Annotated in this window: 22 protein-coding genes; 13 read left to right on the top strand and 9 right to left on the bottom strand. The window is 71.6% G+C overall.

Annotated features, from left to right (window positions below; all coding sequences use genetic code 11):
• Window positions 1-123: 123 nt before the first annotated feature.
• The 7 genes from ACNNMR_RS39975 to ACNNMR_RS40005 are packed head-to-tail and all read left to right on the top strand — an operon-like array spanning window position 124 to window position 7,783.
• A complete protein-coding gene (locus ACNNMR_RS39975; RefSeq protein ID WP_419999633.1) occupies window positions 124-2,577 on the top strand; it encodes a GH116 family glycosyl-hydrolase in 2,454 nt (817 codons plus the stop codon).
• Window positions 2,578-2,614: 37 nt separating this feature from the next.
• Window positions 2,615-3,934: an ABC transporter substrate-binding protein gene (locus ACNNMR_RS39980; protein ID WP_419999634.1), complete on the top strand. Its 1,320-nt coding sequence runs from the start codon at window positions 2,615-2,617 to the stop codon at window positions 3,932-3,934.
• Complete coding sequence (locus tag ACNNMR_RS39985) at window positions 3,931-4,869, top strand: carbohydrate ABC transporter permease (RefSeq protein ID WP_419999635.1); 939 nt, start codon at window positions 3,931-3,933, stop codon at window positions 4,867-4,869. Before ACNNMR_RS39980 ends, ACNNMR_RS39985 begins: the two co-directional genes overlap by 4 nt.
• Complete coding sequence (locus ACNNMR_RS39990; RefSeq protein ID WP_419999636.1) at window positions 4,866-5,684, top strand: carbohydrate ABC transporter permease; 819 nt, start codon at window positions 4,866-4,868, stop codon at window positions 5,682-5,684. The genes ACNNMR_RS39985 and ACNNMR_RS39990 overlap by 4 nt, the downstream gene beginning before the upstream one ends.
• Before the next feature lie 5 nt (window positions 5,685-5,689).
• Window positions 5,690-6,451: a hypothetical protein gene (locus tag ACNNMR_RS39995; RefSeq protein WP_419999637.1), complete on the top strand. Its 762-nt coding sequence runs from the start codon at window positions 5,690-5,692 to the stop codon at window positions 6,449-6,451.
• A gap of 10 nt (window positions 6,452-6,461) precedes the next feature.
• Window positions 6,462-7,514, top strand: coding sequence for a prevent-host-death family protein (locus tag ACNNMR_RS40000; RefSeq protein ID WP_419999638.1), 1,053 nt, complete (start codon window positions 6,462-6,464; stop codon window positions 7,512-7,514).
• Window positions 7,515-7,552: 38 nt separating this feature from the next.
• Entirely contained in the window at window positions 7,553-7,783 is a 231-nt protein-coding gene (locus ACNNMR_RS40005) for a hypothetical protein (RefSeq protein WP_419999639.1), read from the top strand.
• 96 nt (window positions 7,784-7,879) lie between these two features.
• On the opposite strand, the gene ACNNMR_RS40010 is transcribed toward ACNNMR_RS40005, so the two are convergent.
• Together ACNNMR_RS40010 and ACNNMR_RS40015 are read right to left on the bottom strand one after the other, a co-directional pair.
• Window positions 7,880-10,426 (bottom strand): Tex family protein, encoded by a 2,547-nt coding sequence (locus ACNNMR_RS40010; protein WP_419999640.1) that lies wholly within the window; start codon window positions 10,424-10,426, stop codon window positions 7,880-7,882.
• A 182-nt stretch (window positions 10,427-10,608) separates the two neighbouring features.
• Complete coding sequence (locus tag ACNNMR_RS40015; protein WP_419999641.1) at window positions 10,609-11,481, bottom strand: SCO6745 family protein; 873 nt, start codon at window positions 11,479-11,481, stop codon at window positions 10,609-10,611.
• Between the two features lie 65 nt (window positions 11,482-11,546).
• Here ACNNMR_RS40015 and ACNNMR_RS40020 point away from each other — a divergent pair, with 65 nt between their 5' ends.
• Window positions 11,547-12,176, top strand: a complete 630-nt coding sequence (locus ACNNMR_RS40020) for a DJ-1/PfpI family protein (RefSeq protein ID WP_419999642.1) — start codon at window positions 11,547-11,549, stop codon at window positions 12,174-12,176.
• 18 nt (window positions 12,177-12,194) lie between these two features.
• On the opposite strand, the gene ACNNMR_RS40025 is transcribed toward ACNNMR_RS40020, so the two are convergent.
• The 3 genes from ACNNMR_RS40025 to ACNNMR_RS40035 all read right to left on the bottom strand — a co-directional run bounded on the left by ACNNMR_RS40025 (window position 12,195) and on the right by ACNNMR_RS40035 (window position 15,847).
• Window positions 12,195-13,319 (bottom strand): DUF6528 family protein, encoded by a 1,125-nt coding sequence (locus ACNNMR_RS40025; RefSeq protein ID WP_419999643.1) that lies wholly within the window; start codon window positions 13,317-13,319, stop codon window positions 12,195-12,197.
• A 114-nt stretch (window positions 13,320-13,433) separates the two neighbouring features.
• Window positions 13,434-14,198 carry an enoyl-CoA hydratase/isomerase family protein gene (locus ACNNMR_RS40030; RefSeq protein ID WP_419999644.1) on the bottom strand — a complete coding sequence of 255 codons (765 nt, stop codon included), beginning with the start codon at window positions 14,196-14,198 and terminating at the stop codon, window positions 13,434-13,436.
• Between the two features lie 17 nt (window positions 14,199-14,215).
• Window positions 14,216-15,847, bottom strand: coding sequence for an ABC-F family ATP-binding cassette domain-containing protein (locus tag ACNNMR_RS40035; protein WP_419999645.1), 1,632 nt, complete (start codon window positions 15,845-15,847; stop codon window positions 14,216-14,218).
• Window positions 15,848-16,244: 397 nt separating this feature from the next.
• Here ACNNMR_RS40035 and ACNNMR_RS40040 point away from each other — a divergent pair, with 397 nt between their 5' ends.
• Window positions 16,245-16,763: an ATP-binding protein gene (locus tag ACNNMR_RS40040; protein ID WP_419999646.1), complete on the top strand. Its 519-nt coding sequence runs from the start codon at window positions 16,245-16,247 to the stop codon at window positions 16,761-16,763.
• Here the strand turns inward: ACNNMR_RS40040 and idi are convergent.
• Window positions 16,738-17,295: an isopentenyl-diphosphate Delta-isomerase gene (gene idi / locus ACNNMR_RS40045; protein WP_419999647.1), complete on the bottom strand. Its 558-nt coding sequence runs from the start codon at window positions 17,293-17,295 to the stop codon at window positions 16,738-16,740. The genes ACNNMR_RS40040 and idi overlap by 26 nt on opposite strands.
• Window positions 17,296-17,442: 147 nt before the next feature.
• Between idi and ACNNMR_RS40050 the strand changes: the two genes are divergently transcribed.
• Complete coding sequence (locus ACNNMR_RS40050; protein ID WP_419999648.1) at window positions 17,443-17,991, top strand: GNAT family N-acetyltransferase; 549 nt, start codon at window positions 17,443-17,445, stop codon at window positions 17,989-17,991.
• Here the strand turns inward: ACNNMR_RS40050 and ACNNMR_RS40055 are convergent, their stop codons facing one another.
• Entirely contained in the window at window positions 17,992-18,354 is a 363-nt protein-coding gene (locus tag ACNNMR_RS40055; RefSeq protein WP_419999649.1) for a 5-carboxymethyl-2-hydroxymuconate Delta-isomerase, read from the bottom strand.
• A 198-nt stretch (window positions 18,355-18,552) separates the two neighbouring features.
• Here ACNNMR_RS40055 and ACNNMR_RS40060 point away from each other — a divergent pair, with 198 nt between their 5' ends.
• A complete protein-coding gene (locus ACNNMR_RS40060) occupies window positions 18,553-19,785 on the top strand; it encodes a lipase (RefSeq protein WP_419999650.1) in 1,233 nt (410 codons plus the stop codon).
• 38 nt (window positions 19,786-19,823) lie between these two features.
• On the opposite strand, the gene trxA is transcribed toward ACNNMR_RS40060, so the two are convergent.
• On the bottom strand, window positions 19,824-20,210 hold the full coding sequence (trxA, locus tag ACNNMR_RS40065) for a thioredoxin (protein ID WP_419999651.1): 387 nt from the start codon (window positions 20,208-20,210) through the stop codon (window positions 19,824-19,826).
• A gap of 115 nt (window positions 20,211-20,325) precedes the next feature.
• Between trxA and ACNNMR_RS40070 the strand changes: the two genes are divergently transcribed.
• Window positions 20,326-21,750 (top strand): dihydrolipoyl dehydrogenase family protein, encoded by a 1,425-nt coding sequence (locus ACNNMR_RS40070; RefSeq protein ID WP_419999652.1) that lies wholly within the window; start codon window positions 20,326-20,328, stop codon window positions 21,748-21,750.
• A 19-nt stretch (window positions 21,751-21,769) separates the two neighbouring features.
• On the opposite strand, the gene ACNNMR_RS40075 is transcribed toward ACNNMR_RS40070, so the two are convergent.
• Complete coding sequence (locus ACNNMR_RS40075) at window positions 21,770-22,609, bottom strand: AraC family transcriptional regulator (RefSeq protein ID WP_419999653.1); 840 nt, start codon at window positions 22,607-22,609, stop codon at window positions 21,770-21,772.
• A gap of 95 nt (window positions 22,610-22,704) precedes the next feature.
• Here ACNNMR_RS40075 and ACNNMR_RS40080 point away from each other — a divergent pair, with 95 nt between their 5' ends.
• Entirely contained in the window at window positions 22,705-23,631 is a 927-nt protein-coding gene (locus tag ACNNMR_RS40080; RefSeq protein WP_419999654.1) for a phytanoyl-CoA dioxygenase family protein, read from the top strand.
• Window positions 23,632-23,638 lie beyond the last annotated feature (7 nt).

The following is a 23,638-nucleotide window of genomic DNA, read 5'->3' on the forward strand; positions in this document are numbered from 1 at the left end:
AGCATCCACCCCAAGCCAGACCTGAGCCGTAGTCGATTCCCCCATGTCGTACGACTGGTCTAGTCCGCATCGCGCGAAATCGATTTCTTGCCAGGTACCCCACCCGCCACGCAGGAGTTGGCCTTGAACGCACCCGGAAACGAAGACTGGCCCGTCCTGCGGCGCTACCGAGGCGCGGAGCGCGCCCAAGTCGCGCTGCCGGTCGGCGGCATCGGCACCGGCTGCATCAGCCTGGGCGGGCGCGGCCAGCTGCGGGACTGGGAGCTGTTCAACCGGCCAGCCAAGGGCTTCGACCCGGATTCGTTCTTCGCCGTACGGGTCGCGGGGGAGTCCGGGACGGTCGCCACCCGGGTCCTCGAAGCGGCCTTGCTGGAGGACGAGTACGCGGGCCCGCACGGCAGTCCCTCGGCGCTGCACGGGCTGCCGCGCTTCCGCCACGGCGAGTTCGCCGCCGCCTACCCCTTCGGGCAGGCGCTGCTCAGCGACCCCGCGCTGCCGATCACGGCGGCCGTGTCCGCGTACAACCCGCTCATCCCCGGCGACGCCGACGCCAGCGGCCTGCCGCTGCTCGTGCACCGCACCCGGATCCGTAACACCTCCGCGGAGACGCTGCAGGTCAGCGTCTGCGGCAACCTCCAGCATGTGGCCGGGCGCGGCCTCGACGGCACCCTTCCGGCGGGCAATTCCTTCGCGCTCCTGCGCGCGGACGGGCTCACCATGCTCGCCGGCGGCACCAGCGAGGTCCCCGCCGACGCCGAGTCGTACGGCACCCTCGCCCTCGCCGCCCTCGGCGACCCGGTCGACAGCCACCGGCTCACCTGGGCCCGCCGCTCCTGGGGCGACTCGCTGCTCGACTTCTGGGACGACTTCAGCACGGACGGCGTGCTCGGCCACCCCGACGAGGGCGCCCGCGTGCCCACCGGCTCGCTCGTCGTCACCAAGGCGCTCGCGCCCGGCGCCGAGGCGGACTTCACCTTCCTCATCGCCTGGCACTTCCCCAACCGCCGCGCCTGGACCCACCACCACGCCGCCGCCCCCGACTACGGCCACGGCGGCCCGGTCGTCGGCAATCACTACGCCACCCGGTACGAAGACGCCGCCGATGTCGTACGGCAGGCAGCGCCAAGGCTCGCCTCGTACGAACAGCGCACCCGCGCCTACGTCGAGACGATCACCTCCAGCGACCTGCCCGCCGCCGTCCAGGACGCCGTCCTCTCCAACGCCGCCGTCCTGAAGTCCCCGACCTGCTTCCGCATCGCCGACGGCACCTTCCTGGCCTGGGAGGGCGGCAACACCGACCACGGCTCCTGCCACGGCAGCTGCACGCACGTGTGGAACTACCAGTACGCGCTGGAGCAGCTCTTCCCCGACCTCGCCTGGACGATGCGCGAGGTCGAGTTCGTGCACTCCCTCGACGAGCGCGGGCTGATGAGCTTCCGCGCCGGGCTGCCGCTCGCCACCGAGGGCACCGGCTGGCGCATCGCCGCCGCCGACGGGCAGATGGGCGCGCTGGTACGCCTGCACCGCACCTGGCGGCTGACCGGCCGCGACGACCTGCTGGCCGCGCGCTGGGAAGGGGCCCGGCGGGCGCTGGAGTTCGCCTGGATACCGGACGGCTGGGACGCCGACCGGGACGGGCTGATGGAGGGCTGCCAGCACAGCACCTCGGACGTGGAGTATTACGGGCCGAGCGGCATCAATCAGTCCTGGTATCTCGCCGCGCTCGCCGCCTGCGCCGAGATGGCGGCCGCGGTCGGCGACGACGGCTTCGCCAAGACCTGCGCCGACGTCCTCGCCAGCGGGGCGGCGAAGACCGACGCGGTGCTGTTCAACGGCGAGTTCTACGGCCAGCAGGTGCTCCCGCCGGGCGACGCCTCCCGGATCGCCGAGGGGCTGCGGATCCGCTACGAAGGCGACAACCCCGACGTCGGCTCCGACGACCTCGTCGACCCCGACCTGCAGATCGGCCCCGGCTGCATGAGCGACCAGCTCGCCGGACACGCCCTCGCCCTGCTCTGCGGCCTCGACGACCGCCTCGACACGGGCAACGTCGCCGCCGCCCTGCGCAGCATCGTGCGGCACAACCACCGCGAGGAATTCCACTCCCACTTCAACCACCTGCGTACGTACGCGCTCGGCGACGAACACGGGCTGCTCAACTGCACCTACCCACATGGCGGCCGCCCCGACCGCCCCTTCCCGTACTGCAACGAGGTGTGGACGGGCCTCGAATACACCGCCGCCGTCGCCCTCGCCGCGCACGGCGACCGGGAGACGGCCGCGCACCTGGTCGAGGACGTACGGGGCCGCTACACCGGCCGCGCCCGCAACCCCTTCAACGAGGTCGAGTGCGGCAACCACTACGTCCGCTCCATGGCCTCCTTCGGCCTCGCCCACGCCTGGCCGCGGACGGTCGTCGACGCGGGCGCCCGCACCATCACCCTCGACCTCCTGCCGGGCCGCTGGCCGGTGATCGCGGGCGGGCTGAGCGGGGTCGTGGAGGTGGCCGGCGGCCGGGCGGACTTCATCGGGCGGCAGGACGGCGAGCCGTACGCCGTCGTGCTGCGCGCGAGCTGAACCAGCAACCCTCAGGGACGAGACGGAGACGGAAGCCATGGATACGTACACGACATTCTCGCGGCGCCGCGCGCTGCGCATGACCGCCGCGGCGGCCGCCGCCATACCGGCGGCCTCGGCCCTTGCGGCCTGCGGCGGCTCGGACGACACCGGCGGCGGGGCGGCCACCGGTGAGCTGAGCCTGGTCTACCTCGGCGACGCCACCCAGCAGAAGTCCTTCAACGCCCTCTTCGAGCAGTTCAACCAGGCGCACCCGAAGATCCAGATCAAGGCGCGCGGGATCGCCGCCAAGGACTGGGCCACCTTCGCCAACACCGTCTCCACCCAGATAGCCGGCGGCAAGGTGCCCGACATCGTGCAGGTGGCGACGGAGGGCCAGCGGCTCTTCGCGTCGAAGGGGCTGCTCACGCCGCTCGACCCGTATCTGAAGCGCGACAAGAAGACGGTGGACGCCTACTTCGCGGACGTCGACCCCAAGCTGAAGCGGTGGACCGACAAGTACGGCTCCACCGGCGACGGCCGGACGTACTACGTGCCCGGCGGCTACAACACCTGCTGCATGTACCTCAACACGGAGGTCTTCGCCAAGGCTGGTGTCGACCTGCCGTCCGACGACTGGACCTGGGACGACTTCCGGCGCGCCGGCCTGCGCATCAAGGACAAGACCGGCGCCTTCATGCTGCCGGTCAACTACGTGAACCCCTTCCTGGACGTCATGCCCTGGCTGCTCACCAATGGCGCCAGCACCCTCAACGCCGAATGGGACAAGGGCACGCTCGACTCCCCGGAGGCCGCGGAGGCGGCCGAATTCGTCAAGAGCTTCCTCGCCGACGGCCTCTCGCCCAAGCCGGGCGGCGCCTTCGACGGCCCCGGCCAGTACGCCAAGGGCAAGCTCGCGGCGGTCGCCGGCGGCCGCTGGACGACGGTCGACATGCGCCGGGTCAAGATGACCGACAAGACCCGCATCGTCAGCTGGCCGGTGAAGAAGGCCCAGGGCTCGCCGGTCGGCTGGGACGGCTGGCCGATCCTCAAGGCGTCCAAGAAGAAGGAGGCCGCCTGGACCTTCCTCAAGTGGCTGATGACCAAGGACGCCTCGGACTTCTACGCGAAGATCGGCGGCACCACCGTCCCGGCCCGCAAGTCCGTCGCCGCCGGCGCCAGCTTCACCGCCGACTCACCGAAGGGCACGGAGGAGCTGCCGAAGGCCATCTCGTACGGCACGCCCATCCCCTCGCCCAACCAGGGCGCCCGGGTGCAGGCCGCCATCATGCAGGGCTGGCAGGAGGCGATCACCGGCACCAAGCCCGTAGCGGAGGCGCTCAAGGCGGCGAACACCGAGCTGAGCGGGCTGCTGTGACCACGACCGCTCCGGTACGGGCACCGGCCGCGGCCGGTGTGGCGGCGGCCGCTGGGCGTACGAAACGGCGGGACTGGGCGGGCTATGCCTTCCTCAGCCCGGCGCTGCTGCTCTTCCTGGTCTTCATCCTGGGCCCGTTCGTTGCGGCGATCGTGCTGAGCTTCTTCAGCTGGGACATGCTGACGCCCGCGACCTTCAACGGCGTCGGGAACTTCACGGAGATGTTCTCCGACCCGCTGCTGTACAAGGCCCTGGCGAACACCTTCATCTTCGCGCTGGCGTCGGTGGTGAGCCATGTGGCTGGTGGCCTGCTGCTGGCGCTCGCGGTGAACAAGGTGATGAGCCGGGCGCTGTCGTACTTCGTGCGGACGGCGCTGTTCTTCCCCTTCGTGATCTCGTGGGCGGCGGTCGCGCTGCTGTGGAAGTACGTACTCGACCCGACCTTCGGGATCTTCACGTACTACTTCGACAAGATCGGCTTCACGGCGCCGGGTTGGTTCACCGACCCGGCGTGGGCGCTGCCCGCGATCATCGGGATCGACTGGTGGCACACCATCGGCTTCACCTTCGTCATCATGCTCGCCGGGCTGCAGACGGTGCCGCGGCAGCTGGTGGAGGCGGCGAAGGTGGACGGCGCGAGCGGGCGGCAGATCTTCTGGTACGTGACGATCCCGATGATGTCGCCGACGATCTTCTTCGCGTCGGTGATCACCTTCATCGGCGCCTTCCAGATCTTCGACCCGGTGCAGATCATCACGCCGCAGGGCGGTCCCGACGACTCGACGGTGACGGTGGTGATGTACCTGTACCAGAAGGGTTTCGAGTCCTTCCAGGTCGGCTACGCCTCCGCCGTCTCGATCCTTGTCTTCGTCGTGATGATGGCCGTCACGATGCTGCAGTTCTGGGGTTCCAGGAAGTGGGTGCATCAGCAGTGACGAGGACTGGAAAGACGGCGCTGTACGGGGTGCTGCTGGTGGTCGGCCTGCTGATGGTGGCGCCGCTGGTGTGGCTGATCAGCCAGAGCCTGACCGCCGAGAAGTCGGCCTTCGAGCTGCCGCCCGGGTGGGTGCCGTCGCCGTTCACGCTGGACAACTTCGGGGATGTGCCCGGGCTGATCCCCTTCGGCCGGATGGCCTGGAACAGCCTCCAGGTGGCGGTCATCTCGACCGCCGGCTCGCTGCTGGTGAGCGTGCTCGCGGCGTACGCCTTCTCGCGGCTGAGCTTCCGCGGCCGGGACGGCATCTTCGCGCTGATGCTGTCGGCGCTGATGGTGCCGGTGCAGATGACGGTGATCCCGGTGTTTGTGCTGATGCGCAATCTGGGGCTGGTGGACAGCCTCCCGGCGCTGTGGCTCCCCGCCCTGATCAATGTCTTCTCGATCTTCTTCTTCCGCCAGTACTTCAACACGATCCCGCGGGAGCTGGACGAGGCGGCGCGGATCGACGGCGCCGGGCACCTGTGGATCCTGTTCCGGATGATCGTGCCGCTGTCGGGCCCGGCGATCGCGGCGATGACGATCCTGACCTTCGAGCTGTCGTGGAACAACTACTTCGGCCCGCTGATCTTCTTGAGCACGCCGGAGAACATGACGCTGCCGATCGGGCTGGTGACGCTGCAGAACGGGCAGGGCGGGTCGTCGGTGGTGGTCTTCGCGGCGATCACGGCGGTGGTGGTTCCGGTGCTGGCGGTGTTTGTGATCTTCCAGCGGAGCTTTGTGGCGTCGATCGCTTCGGCGGGATTGAGGGGGTGAGGGGCGTGGCTTCGGCTTCGGTTGTACGGGAGGCGTTGGCAGTACGCGAGTTGTCGGCCGCCGAACACCGGGCCCTGGTCCGTACCCTGCGCGGCGCATGGCCCGGCCTGCCCGCGCTGCTGTGCGGCTCCGCCGCGGTGTGCGCGGCGGCGGTGCTCGTCGTGCTGCTCACGCCGGGGGTGACGCCACTATCGGCGCTGCTGGCCTCGGTGCTGGTGACTCCGGCGGTGGCGGCGCTCGCCGCCGTCGCCAACTCCCTCTCCGAGGAGGGCGAGGCGCGGATCCGGGGCTGGTGGCGCGAACTGCGCCGCTTGTTCGGCTACGGGGCCGGGCACGGGCTGCTCGCAGGGCTGCCGGTGGCGGCGTTCCTGGTGGCGCTGGAAGTGTGGCGCGCGACGGGAAGCGCCTGGGCACTCCCTTCGCTCGGCGTGAGCGGCGCGGCATCGGCGGTCGCGGTGCTCGCCCTCGGCGCCCTGCTGCCCCTGGGCGCCCGCCGCCCGGATCTGCGCGGCCGGCACCTCTGGCTGTGCAGCGTGTACCTGGTCGCCCGCCGCCCACTCCGCTTCCTGGCGGGACCGGCGGTGGCGGCGCTCGGGGTATGGGCCGCGGTCCACTGGACGGCGTCGCTGCTGCTGCTCGTACCGGGGCCGGCGGTGCTGGTGGCGGTGGCGGCGGTGTGGAGCTCCGTGGCGGCGGAGGCGGCGCAGGCCGGGGATGACGCTGTCCTGGGCGCCAGGCCTGGCCACCCCGGGGGAGACCCCGGGTAGCGTCCGGGCCATGAACACCATGGAGCTGAGCGATCTCATGGCGGACCCCGCCCGGGCGCTGTCCCGTATCGAGGAGACCGGCGAGCGAACGGACCTCGCCGACGGCGGACAGCGAGCGGCGGTGCTGCTGCCGGCCGCCGACCTGGCCGAGCTGGAACACTTCGCACAACGCGGCGGCCACGCCGGCCGCAGACCCCGCCCGTACGCCGGGCAACGCGGCCCGCTCGGCGCGGAGCAACAGGGCCCGTACGTGCGGTACATACATGCCGACGGGGTCCGGATGACCTTCGCCCGGGGCCGCGCTGTCGTCGCCGAGGTTCGCTCCGCCGCCGAGTTCGACTGGCTGGAGGAGCGCGCCCGCATGGGCCGCCAGGGCTATATGTCCCCGAAGCAGGCGGCGGCGTTCGAGGAGTTCCTGGCCCGCCAGCCGCCGGTCGGCGACGGCATCGCATGGCTCGCCGCCGGCTGGCGGGAGCAGCAGCCCTTCACGGTGCTGGAGTTCATCAAGGGCGTGCCCCCCGAAGACGCGGCCCTCGCCTACGGGGCCGACCCCCAGGACATCGCCGACGGGCTGCGCCTGGACCAGGTGCGGGAGCGCGACGCGCGGGACGGCACGAACACGGCCTGGGACGTGCTCGCGTACGGCGAAGCGGGGGAGTGGAGCTGGCTGGGCTACCACGAGTTCGGCGGCGGATTCGCGTTCCCGCTCGACCCGCCGCCCGCGGAGCAGATCACCCTAACCGCCACGATGGCCAAGGCCATCTACACGTTCAGCTATCACAGGGACGGGGAGTACCAGAACCCCGTCCCGCTGGACGAGGAGGCCGGCGACCAGCGGGACATATATGAGCTCATCTGGTACGAGCCGGGGGAGCCGCCGTTCTCCCCGGAGGCGCCGCTGGCCTTCCTCAATCCACACATTCGCCGCGCGGAGGACAACACCGGCCATACGGACGGCATCGCCCTGTTCTTCGCCGGCCTGGAACGCGCCTTCGGCCTGTCCTTGCCTCGCGACGAGCTCACCTCGGGGGAGGTGCGCTGCGCCCGGCCGGCGCCTCGCTGAACGTCGGATTGTCAGTGGCGCCTCCTAGCCTTGGAGGCATGGAGGATCGGCGACGTAATCAGCCCGGGACGGACCTGTGTGGCCGTCGCCAGGCCATAACCCAGGTGGAGTGCTATCTGCCGGACACCCACTATCCGCACCCGCACGCCGCCATCGACGGCACGGTGTGGCATGACGCGCTGTGCCACGGCTGCCATGGCAGTGGGTGGGAGGAGAACGCGATATGCGGGGTGTGCAATGGCGGGGGCTTCGCGCTGCTGGAGACGTGAGGGACCGAGCGCTTGAGCCTGGTCGGCTTGTGAGCTCGTGAGCGAGCCGCGGGCGCCCGGTGGTGGGCCGGGCGCCCGCGGTGGGTGCGTACAAGCTCAGCGCTTGCGCTTGTCCCTGTCGTTGCCGCCGAGGAGGCCGGCGCGGCGGAGGGCGTCGGCCATTTCGCTGTTCTGGGGCTGTTGGTCGCGGCGGCCGCGGGCGCCCTGGTTGGCGCCCTGACGGCGGTTGCCGCCCTGGCCCTGGCCGCCCTGGTTGCGCTGGCCCTGACCGCCTTGACCCTGGCCGCCTTGGCCTTGGCGCTGGCCGCCCTGGCCTCGTTGGCCCTGGCCGCCGCCCTGGCGCTGGCGCGGGGGGCGGCCGCCGCCCTGGCTGCGTTCGCCCCGGTCGCCGCGTTCGCCGCCGCCCGCGCCCGACGTGCGGCCGCCGCCCGGCTCGTCGTCCAGCCGCAGCGTCAGCGAGATCCGCTTGCGCGGGGCGTCCACGTCCAGGACCTTCACCTTCACGATGTCGCCGGGCTTGGCGACATCGCGCGGGTCCTTCACGAACTGCTTCGACATCGCCGAGACGTGGACCAGGCCGTCCTGGTGGACGCCGACGTCGACGAAGGCGCCGAAGGCGGCCACATTCGTGACGACGCCCTCCAGGACCATCCCGGGCGCCAAGTCGCCGAGCTTCTCGACGCCCTCCTTGAAGGTGGCCGTCTTGAAGGCCGGGCGCGGGTCGCGGCCTGGCTTCTCCAGCTCCTTCAGGATGTCCGTGACCGTTGGCAGGCCGAAGCTGTCGTCGACGAAGTCCTGCGGCTTCAGGGCGCGCAGCGCCTGTGCGTTGCCGACCAGCGTCGCGACCTCGCCGCCCGCGGACTCGCCCATGCGCCGCACCACCGGGTAGGCCTCCGGGTGCACGGCGGACGCGTCCAGCGGGTCGTCGCCCTCGCGGATGCGCAGGAAGCCCGCGCACTGCTCGAAGGCCTTCGGTCCGAGCCGGGCCACATCCTTCAGCGCGACGCGGCTGCGGAACGGGCCGTTGGCGTCGCGGTGCGCGACGATGTTCTCCGCCAGCCCCGACCCGATGCCCGACACCCGCGCCAGCAGCGGCGCCGAGGCCGTGTTGAGGTCCACGCCGACGCCGTTCACGCAGTCCTCGACCACGGCGTCCAGCGAACGCGACAGCTTCACCTCGGACAGGTCGTGCTGATACTGCCCGACCCCGATCGACTTCGGATCGATCTTCACCAGCTCGGCCAGCGGATCCTGCAGCCGCCGCGCGATCGACACCGCGCCGCGCAGCGACACATCCATGCCCGGCAGCTCGGCCGAGGCGAAGGCGGACGCCGAGTACACGGACGCGCCGGCCTCCGACACCATCACCTTCGTCAGCTTCAGCTCCGGCTGCGCGGCGATCAGGTCGGCCGCGAGCTTGTCGGTCTCCCGCGACGCCGTGCCATTGCCGATCGCGATGAGATCGACCTGGTGCTCGCGCGCCAGCACCGCCAGCTTCGCGAGCGCCTCGTCCCACTTCTGCTGCGGCACATGCGGGTAGATGGTCTCCGTAGCCGCCACCTTGCCGGTCGCGTCGACGACCGCCACCTTCACGCCCGTACGGAACCCGGGGTCCAGGCCCATGGTCGCTCGCGTACCCGCCGGGGCGGCGAGCAGCAGGTCGCGGAGGTTGCCCGCGAAGACCTGCACCGCCTCGTCCTCGGCGGCGGTACGCAGCCGCAGCCGTAGGTCAATGCCGAGGTGCACGAGGATCCGGGTGCGCCAGGCCCACCGGACGGTGTCCTGCAGCCACTTGTCGGCGGGCCGGCCGCGGTCGGTGACGCCGAACTTCGACGCGATGGCCTGCTCGTAGAAGCTCGGCCCGTCGGAAGGCGCGTCCGCGTCCGGCTCCAGGGTGAGGTCGAGGACCTCCTCCTTCTCGCCGCGGAGCATGGCGAGGGTCCGGTGCGACGGCAGCGCGGTGAACGGCTCGGCGAAGTCGAAGTAGTCCGCGAACTTCGCGCCCTGCTCCTCCTTCCCCTCCCGCACCTTCGCGGCCAGCCGCCCGTGCGTCCACATCCGCTCGCGCACCTCGCCGATCAGGTCCGCGTCCTCGCTGAACCGCTCGGCGAGGATGGCGCGGGCGCCCTCCAGCGCGGCGGCCGGGTCGGCGAAGCCCTTCTCGGCGTCGACGAACGCCGCGGCGGCGGCCTGCGGCTCGACGGACGGGTCGTTCAGCAGCCCGTCGGCCAGCGGCTCCAGGCCCGCCTCGCGGGCGATTTGCGCCTTGGTGCGGCGCTTGGGCTTGTACGGGAGGTAAATGTCCTCAAGCCGCGCCTTGGAATCGGCCGCCAGGATCTGCGCCTTGAGCGCATCGTCCAGCTTGCCCTGGCCCTCGATGGACTCCAGGATCGCGGCGCGCCGCTCCTCGAGTTCGCGCAGGTAGCGCAGCCGCTCCTCGACCGTGCGCAGCTGCGCGTCGTCGAGGGTGCCGGTCGCCTCCTTGCGGTAGCGGGCGATGAACGGCACGGTGCTGCCGCCGTCGAGCAGCTCGACGGCGGCCTTGACCTGCCCTTCCCGCACGCCGAGCTCCTCGGCGATCCTGCCTTCGATTCCGGCAGTGCTGATCGAGGGGGTCGTCGAGGTCGTCGCAGTCTCGGTCACAGTGAATCCGACTCGCCTTCTGGATGTGCGTGAGCCTGCACATTGTGCAGGGTCGGAGGCCCGGATGTCGCGCGACCTGAGGAGACGGGGGCCGGTGTGACCGGGACCACGCACTGAGGAGCGGGTGATTACGCCACGCCCTGAGGGCCGGGCGGTTACCGCCTGCCCGCCGCGAAGGGCACCTACCGCCTGCCCGCCCCGAAGATCTCCGCCGGAAACGCCCCCGCCCCCAGCGCCGCCCCCGTAAACCCGCCCGCCAGCTCCGTCAGCCGCTCCACGCCCGCCGCGCCCAGGTGCTCGTACGGGGACGCGTCCACCCGGTCCGTCTCGTCCTCCAGCCCCTTGCGCAGCGCGACACCCGCCTCCGTCAGCGTGCCGTCCCCCGCCAGCAGGCCGCGCTCGCGCAGCCGCTCCTCCGCCGCGGACCACGCCTCCGAGCTCCAGCCGCGCGACGAGCGGGCGAAGTCCGGCGTGAAGCCCCTCCCCGACGCGGTGTGCGTGACCAGGGCCTCAAGCCCCGTCAGCTGCGCATGCGTCAGCAGCGCGATGTGGCCGTCGCCGCGGTGCTCGCGCAGCCGCGTCGCCGCGTGCCAGAGCGCCAGGTGCGGGGCGTCCGGGACCGGCAGCCCGGACTCCGCGGCGTACAGCGGCCGCCCGGAGATGATGCACCCCTCGGTCGCGCGTGTCGCGAGCTCCGCGGCCTCCGCCATCTCCTTCGAGGCCACCGACTCGTCGCCGAGCAGCCGTCGCAGCACCCGGTCGACCGCGCGCAGCCGGGTGTCGAGGACGGTGGCGGGCGTCGCGGTCTCCCAGGCCGCCGGGATGCGCTCGGCGACCAGTTCGGGGCTGAAGTTGTAGAACGTCGCGGTGACCGTGCCGGCCGCGGGCGCGCCCAGCGCCGCGGAGCGGGCGGCCAGATAGGCGCCGTTCCAGTCGGTGAAGCCGATCTTCTCCGACTCCTCCAGGAACTCGGCGGAGAAGTACAGCGAAGAGTGCAGCGGGTTGAGAACGTTGTGACAGCGGCGGCCGGCACGCGCCGGGAGGGTGATCGTCATACCCCGGAGCGTACTGAGCGGGCGCTTAGTCAGGAAGAGGGGCTCCACCATCAATGGGAGAAACCATGCAGGTAGCCATCGCGCTCTACCCCCGCTTCACCGCCCTCGACGCCATCGGGCCGCACGACGTGCTGGCGCAACTCCCGGACACAGAGGTCGTCTTCGTCGCCGAGACCGCGGGCCCGGTCCGTAACGACGCCGACACCATGGACATCGTCGCGGGCGCGTCCTTCGACGACGTCCGCAGCCCCGACATCGTCGTGGTCCCCGGCGGCCCGCTCGGCCCGGCGCACTCCGAGCCCGGAGCGCTGCACGCCTGGCTGCGCGCCGTCGACCCGACCGCCACCTGGATGACCTCGGTCTGCACCGGCTCCCTCGCCCTCGGCGTCGCGGGCCTGCTGAAGGGGCGGCGGGCCACGTCGCACTGGCTCGCGGTCGACTTCCTCGCCGGGCACGGCGCCGAGCACGCCGTCGGCGAGCGGGTCGTCTTCGACGGCAAGTACGTCACCGCCGCCGGCGTCTCCGCGGGCATCGACTTCGCCCTCACCCTCGCCGGCCGCCTGCACGGCGACACCGCCGCCCAGGCCGCCCAGCTCGCCATCGAATACGACCCGCAGCCGCCCTACGACGCCGGTTCCCCGGACAAGGCCCCGGCGGCGGCGAAGGAGGCGCTACTCGCCCAGTGGTCGGGCTGATGCCTAAGCAGCCCCCGCTCAGTCCAACGCCCGCGGCGTCACCCACCGCGCCTTGTAGAAGGGATACGCGGCCCCATTGTTCTTCAGCGTCCGCGTCTCGTACGGCCCGTGAAAACGCGCCGTATCGGACATCTGGGTCGACCCGCCGAAGGTGACATTGGACAGCACCCGCCCGGACGCCGGATCGGTGGACACGGCCTTCGTGCCCTGCACGCTGATCCCGGCGTCCACCTCGTCCCAGGACTTCGCGCCCAGGTCGACCTGGTATACCGGCGTGCCGCTGGCCACCCACACCTTGTCGCTGCCGGGCACCGGCGTCAGGTCGTGCAGCGCGCCGTGCGGCGCGCCCATGCTCAGCGCGGTGTCCTCGATCAGCTTCGGCTGCCCGGCGATCGACCGGTCGATCCGGTACGCCACCAGGCTCGGCTTGTACGGGCTGGTGCTGTTGCGCTGGCCGATGGCCCACAGTCGCTTGCGGGCCGGGTCCCAGTGCACGCCGTGCGCGGAATACAGCTTCTGGCAGCTCGACGCGGTCTTCACGCCGCGCGGGAAGAGGCAGACATTGCGGTCCTTGTACGCCACGCCGCCCTTCTTGTCGTCACCGGAGGAGGCCACGGCGACCTCGCCGGTGGGCAGGAGTTCGATGCTGTGCGGGTTGTACGCGTTCGGGCTGTCCGGCTGCGTCAGGATGCTGGTGCCCCAGAAGCGCTGCTTGCCGGGCCCGTATTCGACGACCGCCGCCAGGCCGCGCCCGGAGACCGTGGCCAGGTAGGTCTTGCCGCCGAGCCGGTAGAACTTGGCCTCGTTGGCGCCGGTCCAGGTGCGGTTCGGGTCCAGGTCGCCCCAGCCCGCGTCCTTGCGCGGGTCGAACGACCACTTCACGGCGGCCGGGTCGGCGCCGACGTCCCAGTTGGCCTTCGCCGGGTCCATGACGAAGACCTTGGTCGAGGCGAGGGCCACCGGGCTCGGCAGCACGGCGGCGTTCTGCCGCGCGGCCTGTGCCGCGATTCCCGTACGGCCGTGCTTGCCGTCGCCGTCGGAGTCACCGCCGGAGTCCCCGCCCGCGTCCCCCTGCCCGCACCCGCTTGCCAGCAGCGCGGCCGCCGCGGCACCCGCCACCCCGGCCCAGATACGTCGTCTCATGCCTCAAGTCCCCCCGCAGTCCCGCCGCATTCGACCGAACAATCTCATCGGACGGATGGATTCGGCAGCGCCGCCGGGCGCTTGTGACGCGAGAGTGACAATGCGCCGCGCCGGTCACACCGACCAGGTGAAGCGCGGCTCCCGGCGCTCCAGGAAGGCCGCGACCCCCTCCGCGGCCTCGCCCGCGTCGCGCGCCTGCGCCTCCCAGTGCGCGATACGGTCCGCCGCCGCCGGCCCCGCCGCGTACTCCTTCGCCGCCGCCTGCGTCAGCTGCGACCTGGCGGCCAGCACGGCGGTGAACTCCGCCACCCGCTTGTCCAGTTCCGCCTCCGCCAGCACCTCGTCGACCAGTCCCGTACGCAGCGCCCGCGCCGAGTCGATCAGCTCGCCGGAGAAGAGCAGGTACTTGGCCGTCGCCGGGCCGACCAGCCGGACGAGCCGCTGCGTCGAGCCGGGCGCGTAGACGATGCCGAGCTTCGCCGGGGTGATGCCGAAGGTGGCGCCGTCGGCGGCGAAGCGCAGATCGCAGGCCGCGGCGAGCTGGCAGCCGCCGCCGACGCAGTGGCCGCGGACGGCGGCGAGCGTCGGCTTCGGGAAGGCGGCGAGGGCCTCCTCGGCCGCGACCGCCAGTCCCTGCGTGCTGCCGCCCTGCTCGCGCAGCGACGAGATGTCGGCGCCCGCGCAGAAGGTCTCCCCGGCCCCCGTGAGCACCACCGCCCGCACCGCTCGGTCGGCGGCCAGCCGGTCGAGCAGTGCGGGCAGTGCTCGCCACATGTCCGCCGTCATCGCATTGCGCTTGGCGGGGTGGTCGATGACGAGCGTGGCGACGGCGCCGTCCGTGGACAGGCGCAGTTCGCCGGCGGGCGAGGGCGTGGGCATGCGGTGAGCGTAATGGGTCAGGCCGATGCCGGCTCGGGCGCCGCCCCCTCCCGCAGCTCGCCGTCCAGCTCCACCCAGCGGGTGATGCCGATCTCCTCCAGGAACCGCAGGTCGTGGCTCGCCACGATCAGCGCCCCCTCGAACGACGCCAGCGCCGCCACCAGCTGCTTCACGCTCGCCATGTCGAGGTTGTTGGTCGGCTCGTCCAGCATCAGCAGCTGCGGCGCGGGCTCCGCGAGCATCAGCGCCGCGAGGGAGGCGCGGAAGCGCTCGCCGCCGGAGAGGGTGCCGGCGATCTGGTTCGCGCGCTGTCCGCGGAAGAGGAAGCGGGCGAGCCGGTTGCGGATCTGCTGCTGCGTGGTGGTCGGGGCGAGCAGGGCCACGTTCTCGACGATGGTCAGGTCCGGGTCGAGGATGTCGAGCCGCTGCGGGAGATAGCGCAGCGGCACATGCGTCCCGGCCGTCCCCGCCACCGCGGGCAGCTCGCCCGCGATTGTGCGCAGCAGCGTGGACTTGCCCGCGCCATTGCGCCCGGTCAGTGCGATCCGCTCCGGGCCGCGCACATCGAAGGCCTCGATGTGCGCGCCGTGCTGCAGCTCCAGCTCGCGCAGGGAGAGCACGGTGCGCCCCGCGGGTACGGCCGTGGCCGGGAGGTCGATGCGGATCACCTTGTCGTCCCGTACCGCCTGCTCGGCGTCGTCGAGCCGGTCCTTCGCGTCCTGCAGCCGGTCCTCGTGCATCATGCGGTGCTTGCCCGCCGACACTTGGGCGGCGCGCTTTTTCCCGCCGGCGACGATCTTCGGGATGCCGCCGGCGTCCTGGGCCCGCTGGCCGCGGGCCTGGCGCCCGGCGATCTTTTCGTGCGCCTCGATGAGATCGCGCTTCTGCCGCTTCACGTCGGCCTTGGCGGCGCGTACGGTCCGCTCCGCCGCCTCCTGTTCCACGGCGAGGGCCTCCGCGTATTCGGTGAAGTTGCCGCCGTAGTGGTGGACTTCGCCGCCGCGCAGGTCCGCGATCCGGTCGACCAGGTCGAGCAGCTCACGGTCGTGGCTGACCACGACCATGACGCCCGGCCAGGACTGCACCGCCGCGTAGAGGTGCTTGCGTGCCTCCCTGTCGAGGTTGTTGGTCGGCTCGTCCAGCAGCAGTACGTCCGGCCGCTGCAGGAGCAGCGCGGCCAGCCGCAGCAGGACGGACTCGCCGCCGGAGACCTCGCCGACGGTGCGGTCGAGGCCGATGAGCTCGAGGCCGAGGCCGTCGAGGGTGGCGCGGGCGCGCTCCTCAACGTCCCAGTCGTCGCCGACGATGGTGAAGTTCTCCTCGGTCGCCTCGCCTGCCTCGATGGCGTGCAGCGCCCGCCGGGTCTCGGCGATGCCGAGGGCCTCGTCGACCCGCGCCTCGGTGTCGAGGGTGAGGGTCTGCGGCAGGTAGCCGACCAGGCCTTCGACGCGGACGGTGCCGCTGGCCGGGGCCAGCTCCCCCGCGATGATCCGCAGCAGCGTGGACTTGCCGGAGCCGTTCAGGCCGATGAGGCCGGTGCGGCCCGGGCCGAGGGCCAGGTCGAAGCCGTCGAAGACGGGGGTGCCGTCGGCCCAGGCGAAGCCGAGCCCGGTGATGACGACGGAGGTGGATGAATGGGGGGTGGACATGGGGGCCTCCCGTGCGCGCTTGGTAAGTGACTGATTACTGCGCGTACGAGACTCCGTGCGACGGGCGCGATGACGTACGACAAAACCCTGCAGTGGACAGGGGGCGGCGCTCAAGCCGGAGGTCGCACGTGCCGCGCGCGGTGTGGTGACCGCGGGCACGGTGTCTCAAGACCTCAGGCGAGCAACGGCCTCTCCTATCGACGACTGCAGGGCCAATAAGAAGGTACGACATCGCGGACAGGACCCGCAACGCATTTATTCGCTCGCAGTCCTCCCTGGCATATGCGAACCCGATCGGAAGATGTCCAATCCTGGGCAACTTCTACACCTTGGCGCGCGGGACTGCTCCGTATACCAACACTCGTGGTGTGAGTGGTCGCAAAGGTAGGTGCCGGTGATGACTGACCGCGGGACTTCCCCGCCTTCGCCCGACCCGACGGGTCAGGTTGCTCCGGCACCGTACGAAGGAGTGTGGAGATTCACCGCACCGGCCCTGGACTCGTCGGTGCCGCAGTCCCGGCATGCCGTCCGGGACCTCCTGCACAAGCAGGGGGTCCCGGTCGCCGACGACCTGATCCACGGGCTGCTGCTGATCGTCTCCGAGCTGGTCACCAACGCCGTCCGGCACGCCGCCCTGCTCTCGCCCGAGATCGGCGTCGAGGTCGCGATCGGCGCGGACTGGGTGCGGGTCTCGGTCGAGGACCAGCACCCGTACCGGCCGAAGGCGCTGCTGGCCGACGACGACGAGACCGGCGGGCGCGGGCTGCTGCTGGTCAAGTCGATCGCGGCGGAGGCGGGCGGGGTCTGCGACGTGCAGCACACCGAGGTCGGCGGAAAGATCATCTGGGCGTCGCTGCCGCTGTCCCCGGCCCCCGTGGACGCGCTGGCGCCTACCAGCCTGCCGCAGCCCCGGTGAGCTCCCGGATCGCCGGGCGCGCCGCATCCAGCACCGTCATGAACCACGCCGAGAACGGCCCCTGCGCATGCCGCTTCGCCAGCTCCTCCGGCGTGACGAAGACGGTGTCGCCGACCTCCTCGGCATCGGGCTGCGGGGCGCCGCGCACCCAGCCGGCGAAGAGGTGGTTGTACTCCTGCTCGACCAGCCCGGACGCCGGGTCCGGGTGGTTGTACGTAACCGTCCCGGCCTCGCGCAGCAGGAACGGCGAGATGCCCAGCTCCTCGTACGTCCGGCGGGCGGCCGCGGCGAACGGCGACTCGTTCGGGTACGGGTGCCCGCAGCAGGTGTTCGACCACACGCCGGGGGAGTGGTACTTCCCCAGCGCCCGCTGCTGCAGCAGCAGCCGCCCGGCGTCGTCGAAGAGAAAGACCGAGAAGGCGCGGTGCAGCTGCCCCGGAGGCTGATGCGCGGCGAGCTTCTCCGCCGTGCCGATCGTCCGCCCGTCCTTGTCGACGAGCTCCAGCATGATCTGTTCCGTAGACGTCGGCATGACCCGTCCTCTGTGGTGCGTCGTGGCTGACTAGGTGTTAGCTGCGGCTGTCCAGTTTGCCGTACGGGCGCGGCCGGCCCGTGCCGGGCTGCCGGCGTCGCTCGTCCGTGTCCACCGCGCGTGTGTGCGGGGCGCTAGCGTGGGCCCGTGGGGATTACGTGGCGCAGGCTGGAGCGGAGCGACTTCGCGCTGCTGCGGGGGTGGCTCGAGCAGCCGCACGTGCAGCGCTGGTGGTATCACGACACGACGCCGGAGGCGGTGGAGCGGGACTTCGGTCCGGCGGCGGGCGGGGAGGAGCCGTCGGAGGATCTGCTGGCGCTGGTGGACGATCGCCCGCTGGGGCTGCTGCAGCGCTGCTATCTGCGTGACTATCCGGAGTACGCGGCGGAGTTGGGGGCGCTGGTGGCCGTGCCTGATGGCGCGATGACCATCGACTACCTGATCGGCGATCAGAAAGAGACCGGCAAGGGCCGCGGCACGGCCATGATCCGGTCGGCGGTCCATCACATCTGGACCGATCACCCGGCCGTGCCGGCGATCCTGGTGCCGGTGGTCGCGGCTAACCCGGCCTCCTGGCGGGCGCTGGAGAAGTCCGGCTTCACGCGGGTGGGCACGGGGGAGCTGAAGCCGGACAATCCGGTCGATGACTGGACCCACCATCTGTACCGCGTCGACCGCCCTGCGGCGGGGGCGTAGCTACCGGGTGGCGGTGTGCTTGCGGTAGGCCTCGCTCGTCTCGTGCACGTCGACCGAGGAGTGCACGGTCAGCCCTTCGGCCCCGGCCGTGTGCGCGATAACCAGGTCCAGCACGGCCTCGGTCAGCTCCGCCTTCTTCTCCTTGGAGCGGCCCGCGAGGATCCCGAACTCCACGTGCACCACGGCCTGGTCGGGGCCGCCGTCGCCCACCACGGAGTTGGTGAGGCACCGGAAGTGTGTCTTGCAGTTCCCGATCGCGGTGTCGATGACCTTGACGGTCAGCGGGTGCAGCTCGGCGGCGAAGGCGCGCTCGTCGAAGGTGCCGGAGAGCGAGGCGGAGTAGTCAACCGTGATGTGAGGCATGACGGCATCTTGTCAGCGTTGATCAATGCTGATCGCGGCGGGGGACGGGGGAAGGCACCCGATGATCTTCTGGGGGTGGCACCAGTGTGCGCCCGGGCGTGCCGCGCGAGGCTGAAGTGGCCGTAATCAAACCGGAATTGGAGGACTATCGTGGCCACCTTCGCCGCATCGTCAACACGCACCGCAACCCGGGTGGGCGTGGCAGCGCTCTGCTGCGGCCTGCTCCTGAGCGGGCCGGGCCTTGCCGCGGCCGCCGCCGCGGAGCCCGCCGCCCACGCCCAGGAGGAGCAGGAGTCGCACGGCCGGGGCACTCTCGTCTCCGCCGAGAAGCTCTATACGCTCACGACGACCCGGTCCGTGGCCGCCGAGCTCGCCGAAGCGGGCTTCGACGCCGACACCGTCCGGCACGGCGTAGCCGCGTACCGCCTCGAATACCGGACCATCGACGCACACGGCAGACCCACCACCGCCAGCGGCCTCTTCGCGCTGCCGCTCAAGAGCGCGAAGCGCCTGCCGACCGTCTCCTACGGACACGGCACCGGCAGCCACAAGAGCGACGCGCCGTCCATGCAGCGCGCCCACTTCCACGCCGCACCCGTGATCGCGCACGCCGCCGCCGGCGCCGCCGCGGTCGCGCCCGACTATCTCGGCCTGGGTACGGGCCCGGGCCTGCACCCCTGGATGGACGTCCCCTCGGAGACCACGGCATCCCTGGACATGCTGCGGGCGGCCCGCGCCTTCGCGGCCCGTACCGGGCATGTGCTGGACCGCGATGTCCTGGCGACCGGCTTCTCGCAGGGTGCGTCGGCGGCGCTGGGGCTCGGCAGGGCGCTGCAGGCGGGGGAGGACCGGTGGTTCCGGCTGGGCGCGCTGGCGCCGGTGAGCGGCGCGTACGACTTCGGGGGCGCCGAGCTGCCCGCGCTGCTGGCGGGGGAGCTGGAGCCGAAGTCGAGCGTGCTGTACGCGGCGTACACGCTGGTGGCCTTCAACCGCGTGCACCACGTCTACGACCGGCCCGGCGAGGTCTTCCAGGCCCCGTACGACAGCAGGATCGAGGCGCTTTTCGACGGCGCCCACACGGGTGAACAGCTGATGCGGGGCACGCCTGACACGATCGATGAGCTGTTGACCCCAGCCGGCCGCCGACTGCTCGCGCAGCCGACGGGCGGGCTGGCGGAGGGGCTGCGCGCGACCGATGCGGTGTGCACCGACTGGGCGCCGCGGGCGCCTTTGCGGCTGTACATGGCGGGCGGTGACGAGCAGGCCGCCACCGCCAATACCGACCACTGCGCGGGGGCGCTGCGGAAGAACGGTGTGCGTGCGCCGGTCATCGACCTCGGTGCCGCCGACTATCAGGGCTCGCGGCACCTGGGGTCGAATGCGGCGGCGACGCCGGAGATCATCCGGTGGTTCGCGGAGCTGCGGCGGTGACCCTTGTGCCCTTGTGCCCTTGTGCCCGGCCGGCAGGCTCAGCCCTCCTGGGACTCCTGGGCCTGCTGCTCGGCTACCGACTTGCGGACCTCGTCCATGTCCAGCTTGCGGGCCTGGCCGATCACGTCGTCGAGCGCCTCCTGCGGGAGCGCGCCCGGCTGCGCGAAGACGGCCACCTGGTCGCGGACGATCATCAGCGTCGGGATCGACTGGATGCCGAACGCGGCGGCCAGCTCGGGCTGCGCCTCCGTGTCGATCTTGCCGAAGACCAGGTCGGGGTTGGCCTCGGCGGCCTTCTCGTAGACCGGGGCGAACTGCCGGCAGGGGCCGCACCACGACGCCCAGAAGTCGAGCAGCACGAATTCGTTCTCGCTGACCGTCTGGTCGAAGTTCTCCTTGGTGAGCTCCACGGTGGTGCCGCTCATTGCCTGCCCTCTTCTCTGTCTGGTGTGTCCTTCTCGACAACCGCCCGCAAGCCGTACACATTCCGAGGCCGTGCCAACGTGGCCGCGCGCTGCTCTTGTGACAACACTAGGGGCTATGACGCAAGCCAAGACTTACGACGTAGTGGTGCTCGGCGCCGGCCCGGTGGGGGAGAACGTGGCCGAGCGGGCCAGGGCCGGCGGGCTGAGCGCGGCCATCGTGGAGAGCGAACTGGTCGGCGGCGAGTGCTCCTATTGGGCGTGCATGCCCAGTAAGGCGCTGCTGCGCCCGGTGATCGCCCGCGCCGACGCCCGCAAGGTGCCGGGGCTGCGCCAGTCGGTGCAGGGCCCGCTGGACCCGGCCGCCGTGTTCGCGCACCGCGACGACTACACCAGCCACTGGAAGGACGACGGCCAGGTCAAGTGGGTCGAATCCATCGGCGTGGACCTGCACCGCGGCCACGGCCGGCTGGCCGGGCCCCGTACGGTCACGGTCACCGCGGCCGACGGCACGGTTACCACCCTGACTGCCCGCCACGCCGTCGCCGTCTGCACGGGCACCGGCGCGGCCCTCCCCGACCTGCCGGGCCTGGCCGAGGTCAAGCCGTGGACCAGCCGGGAGGCGACCAGCGCGGACCACGTACCCGGTCGCCTGGTCGTGGTCGGCGGGGGAGTGGTGGCCACCGAGATGGCCACGGTCTTCCAGGCCCTCGGCTCCCAGGTCACGATGCTCGTACGAGGATCAGGGCTGCTCGCTCGCATGGAGCCGTTCGCGGGCGAGCTGGTGGCTGCGGCGCTCGCCGAGGCAGGCGTGGACGTACGCACCGGCGTCGGGGTGGCGGGGGTGGCCCGTGCGGGCGACACGGTCACGGTGACCCTCGACGACGGCTCCACGCTGGACGCCGACGAAATCCTCTTCGCGACCGGCCGCGCCCCGCGTACGTCGGACATCGGCCTGGAGACGGTGGGCCTGGAGCCGGGCTCCTGGCTGGACGTCGAAGAGACCCTCCGCGTCCAGGGCAGCGACTGGCTCTACGCGGTCGGCGACGCGAACCACCGCGCGCTCCTCACCCACCAGGGCAAATACCAGGCTCGAATCGCCGGCGCCGCCATCACCGCCCGCGCGGAAGGCGTCCCGCTCCTGGAAACCGACCGCTGGGGCGCCCACGCCGCCACCGCCGACCACGCCGCGGTCACCCAGGTCGTCTTCACGGACCCGGAGGCGGCAAGCGCGGGCTTGACGCTGGCCGAGGCGGAAGCGGCAGGCCACCGGGTACGGGCCGTCGACTACGACCTTGCGGGCGTGGCGGGCTCCGGCCTGTACGCGGACGGCTACACGGGCCGCGCCCGCATGATCGTGGACCTCGACCGCGAGATCCTCTTGGGCGTCACCTTCGTAGGCCCAGCAGTAGGCGAACTCATCCAGTCAGCCGCCATCGCCATCGCCGGCGAGGTCCCCATCGAGCGGCTGTGGCACGCGGTCCCGTCCTACCCGACGATCAGCGAGATCTGGCTCCGGCTGCTGGAGACGTACCGCGGCTGAGGCGTGAGCGGCACCGCGGTCAGGACTTCTGCTGCTGCCGGAAGACCGACGGGGGCACGCCGGTCTTCCGGGTGAACACCCTGGTGAAGTAGGCGGGGTCCGGATAGCCCACGCTCCGGGCCACCGCCGCCACGGGCCGGTCCGTCTCCGCGAGCAGCGCCTTCGCGCGGTCCAGCCGTCGGCGGGTCAGATAGTCGCTGGGGGTGGACCCGGTCAGCTCCCGGACCGCCACGGACAGGGTGTCCCGGGACACGCCGAGACGGCGGGCGACCGCGCCGATGCTGACGGGCTCCTCGACGGCGCGGGTGAGGAGTTCGAGAGCGCGGCGGCCAATGGCCAGGCGGCCGGGCTCGGCCGGGTCGTCGGCCGCGCCACGCGTGCCGACGGCGCTGATCAGCGCGTGCATCGTGCCTGCGGCGGCGACGTGGTGGGACAGCGACTCGGGCTGCCCGCCCAGCCGCAGCAGCCGCAGCAGCAGCTCCCTGACCTCCCCGGGGCGCTCGGGTTCGAGTGCGGGCGGCCCGCCGCCGAGGTATCCGAGGCCGGAGTAGCAGCCGGCGGCCGGGCCGTCGAACAGCACCCAGTACTCCGACCAGCCACCGGGGTCAGGCCCGTACCCGTGCGTGACACCGGCCGGCAGCCAGAAGAACGTGCCTGCGCGCACCGGGAACCGCCCGGCCCGATCCTGCCGGGTCAGCTGCCCGGATCCGGCCGTCACCAGAATGCCCGCGTGGCAGGGCAGGGTGCGGTCGGCGCGCCAGGTGTCCTGATCGAGGATGAGGCCGACACCGCTGACGGTAAGCCCGAGGTCACGCAGGCCGGTTGGCGGCGTGGGGTAGTAGGCGGTGGATCTGGTCACCGGCGTTCCTTGGCGTTCCTTATCGACAGAAGTCCAAGTGCCAGGCCGAATCTGTACCTGACACCTTGCTCGAGCAGTCGAGCACCATCATCGGCATGACACCGTATCCGTCCCCGGAATCGACAGAAGTCCTGACTCCCAAAGAAGCCCTGACTCCGAAAGAAGCCCTGACCTCCAACGGCTACGCTCTCGACCCGAGCCCGCGACGGCTCGGACCGCTGGAGCCCGTACCGGACGCGGAGCGTGCCGAACTCTCCCGGCTGCGGGCCCGGTTCGACCGCGATGGATATCTGTATCTGCCGGGGTTCTTCGACGCGGCCACGGTGCTGGAGTTCCGGCGGCATTACTTCACGCGGCTGGCGGCCAGCGGACTCATCCGCGAGGGCTCGGATCCGGTACGCGGCATCGCGGGAGCCCCGGAGGGAATCGACCGGGCCCGGCTGCGGCACACCTTGTTCCGGGACATCGTCCCCGGCGAGGCGTACGACCGGCTGTGCCGGGAGCCGCGGCTGGTCGCGTTCCACCGGTGGTTCCTGGGGACGGAGCGGGTGCACCTGCACCGCCGGAAGATCATCCGGCACGTCGGCCCCGGCGAGACCGGCATCGGCACCGCGACGCAGGCCCACTACGACCTCGTCTACCTGCGCGAAGGAACCGACCGCATCGTCTCCTCCTGGATCCCGCTGGGCGACTGCCCGCTCGAACGGGGGCCGCTGATCTATCTGGAGGGCAGCCACCACGCCATACGGGCAGAGGAGGCGGCCGGCACCCGCAAGCGCCCCGCCGCGTCGATCACCGCCGACCTGCCCGCCCTCGCCGACGCCTACGACGCCCGCTGGCTGGTCACCGGCTTCGCCGCCGGGGACCTGATGATCCACGACGCCCGCATCATCCACGCGTCCCTGGACAACCGGGACCCGGACGGAGCCATCCGCCTCTCGACCGACATCCGCCACCAGCCGTCCGACGAACCGGTCGACGGACGGTGGCAGCACCACTGGCACGACCGGGACGGCCTGTAGCGCGGGC

Source organism: Streptomyces boninensis (assembly GCF_048572725.1).
GTDB classification, from domain to species: domain Bacteria; phylum Actinomycetota; class Actinomycetes; order Streptomycetales; family Streptomycetaceae; genus Streptomyces; species Streptomyces boninensis.

Coding starts and splice junctions, on each gene's coding strand:
- ACNNMR_RS40055 (WP_419999649.1), bottom strand. CDS start 18,354: ATGCCTCACATCACGGTTGACTACTCCGCCTCGCTCTCCGGCACCTTC.
- ACNNMR_RS40015 (WP_419999641.1), bottom strand. CDS start 11,481: ATGACGATCACCCTCCCGGCGCGTGCCGGCCGCCGCTGTCACAACGTT.
- ACNNMR_RS40030 (WP_419999644.1), bottom strand. CDS start 14,198: ATGCCCACGCCCTCGCCCGCCGGCGAACTGCGCCTGTCCACGGACGGC.
- ACNNMR_RS40000 (WP_419999638.1), top strand. CDS start 6,462: ATGAACACCATGGAGCTGAGCGATCTCATGGCGGACCCCGCCCGGGCG.
- ACNNMR_RS40080 (WP_419999654.1), top strand. CDS start 22,705: ATGACACCGTATCCGTCCCCGGAATCGACAGAAGTCCTGACTCCCAAA.
- ACNNMR_RS40040 (WP_419999646.1), top strand. CDS start 16,245: ATGACTGACCGCGGGACTTCCCCGCCTTCGCCCGACCCGACGGGTCAG.
- ACNNMR_RS40070 (WP_419999652.1), top strand. CDS start 20,326: ATGACGCAAGCCAAGACTTACGACGTAGTGGTGCTCGGCGCCGGCCCG.
- ACNNMR_RS40035 (WP_419999645.1), bottom strand. CDS start 15,847: ATGTCCACCCCCCATTCATCCACCTCCGTCGTCATCACCGGGCTCGGC.
- trxA (WP_419999651.1), bottom strand. CDS start 20,210: ATGAGCGGCACCACCGTGGAGCTCACCAAGGAGAACTTCGACCAGACG.
- ACNNMR_RS40025 (WP_419999643.1), bottom strand. CDS start 13,319: ATGAGACGACGTATCTGGGCCGGGGTGGCGGGTGCCGCGGCGGCCGCG.
- ACNNMR_RS39980 (WP_419999634.1), top strand. CDS start 2,615: ATGGATACGTACACGACATTCTCGCGGCGCCGCGCGCTGCGCATGACC.
- ACNNMR_RS40005 (WP_419999639.1), top strand. CDS start 7,553: ATGGAGGATCGGCGACGTAATCAGCCCGGGACGGACCTGTGTGGCCGT.
- ACNNMR_RS40020 (WP_419999642.1), top strand. CDS start 11,547: ATGCAGGTAGCCATCGCGCTCTACCCCCGCTTCACCGCCCTCGACGCC.
- idi (WP_419999647.1), bottom strand. CDS start 17,295: ATGCCGACGTCTACGGAACAGATCATGCTGGAGCTCGTCGACAAGGAC.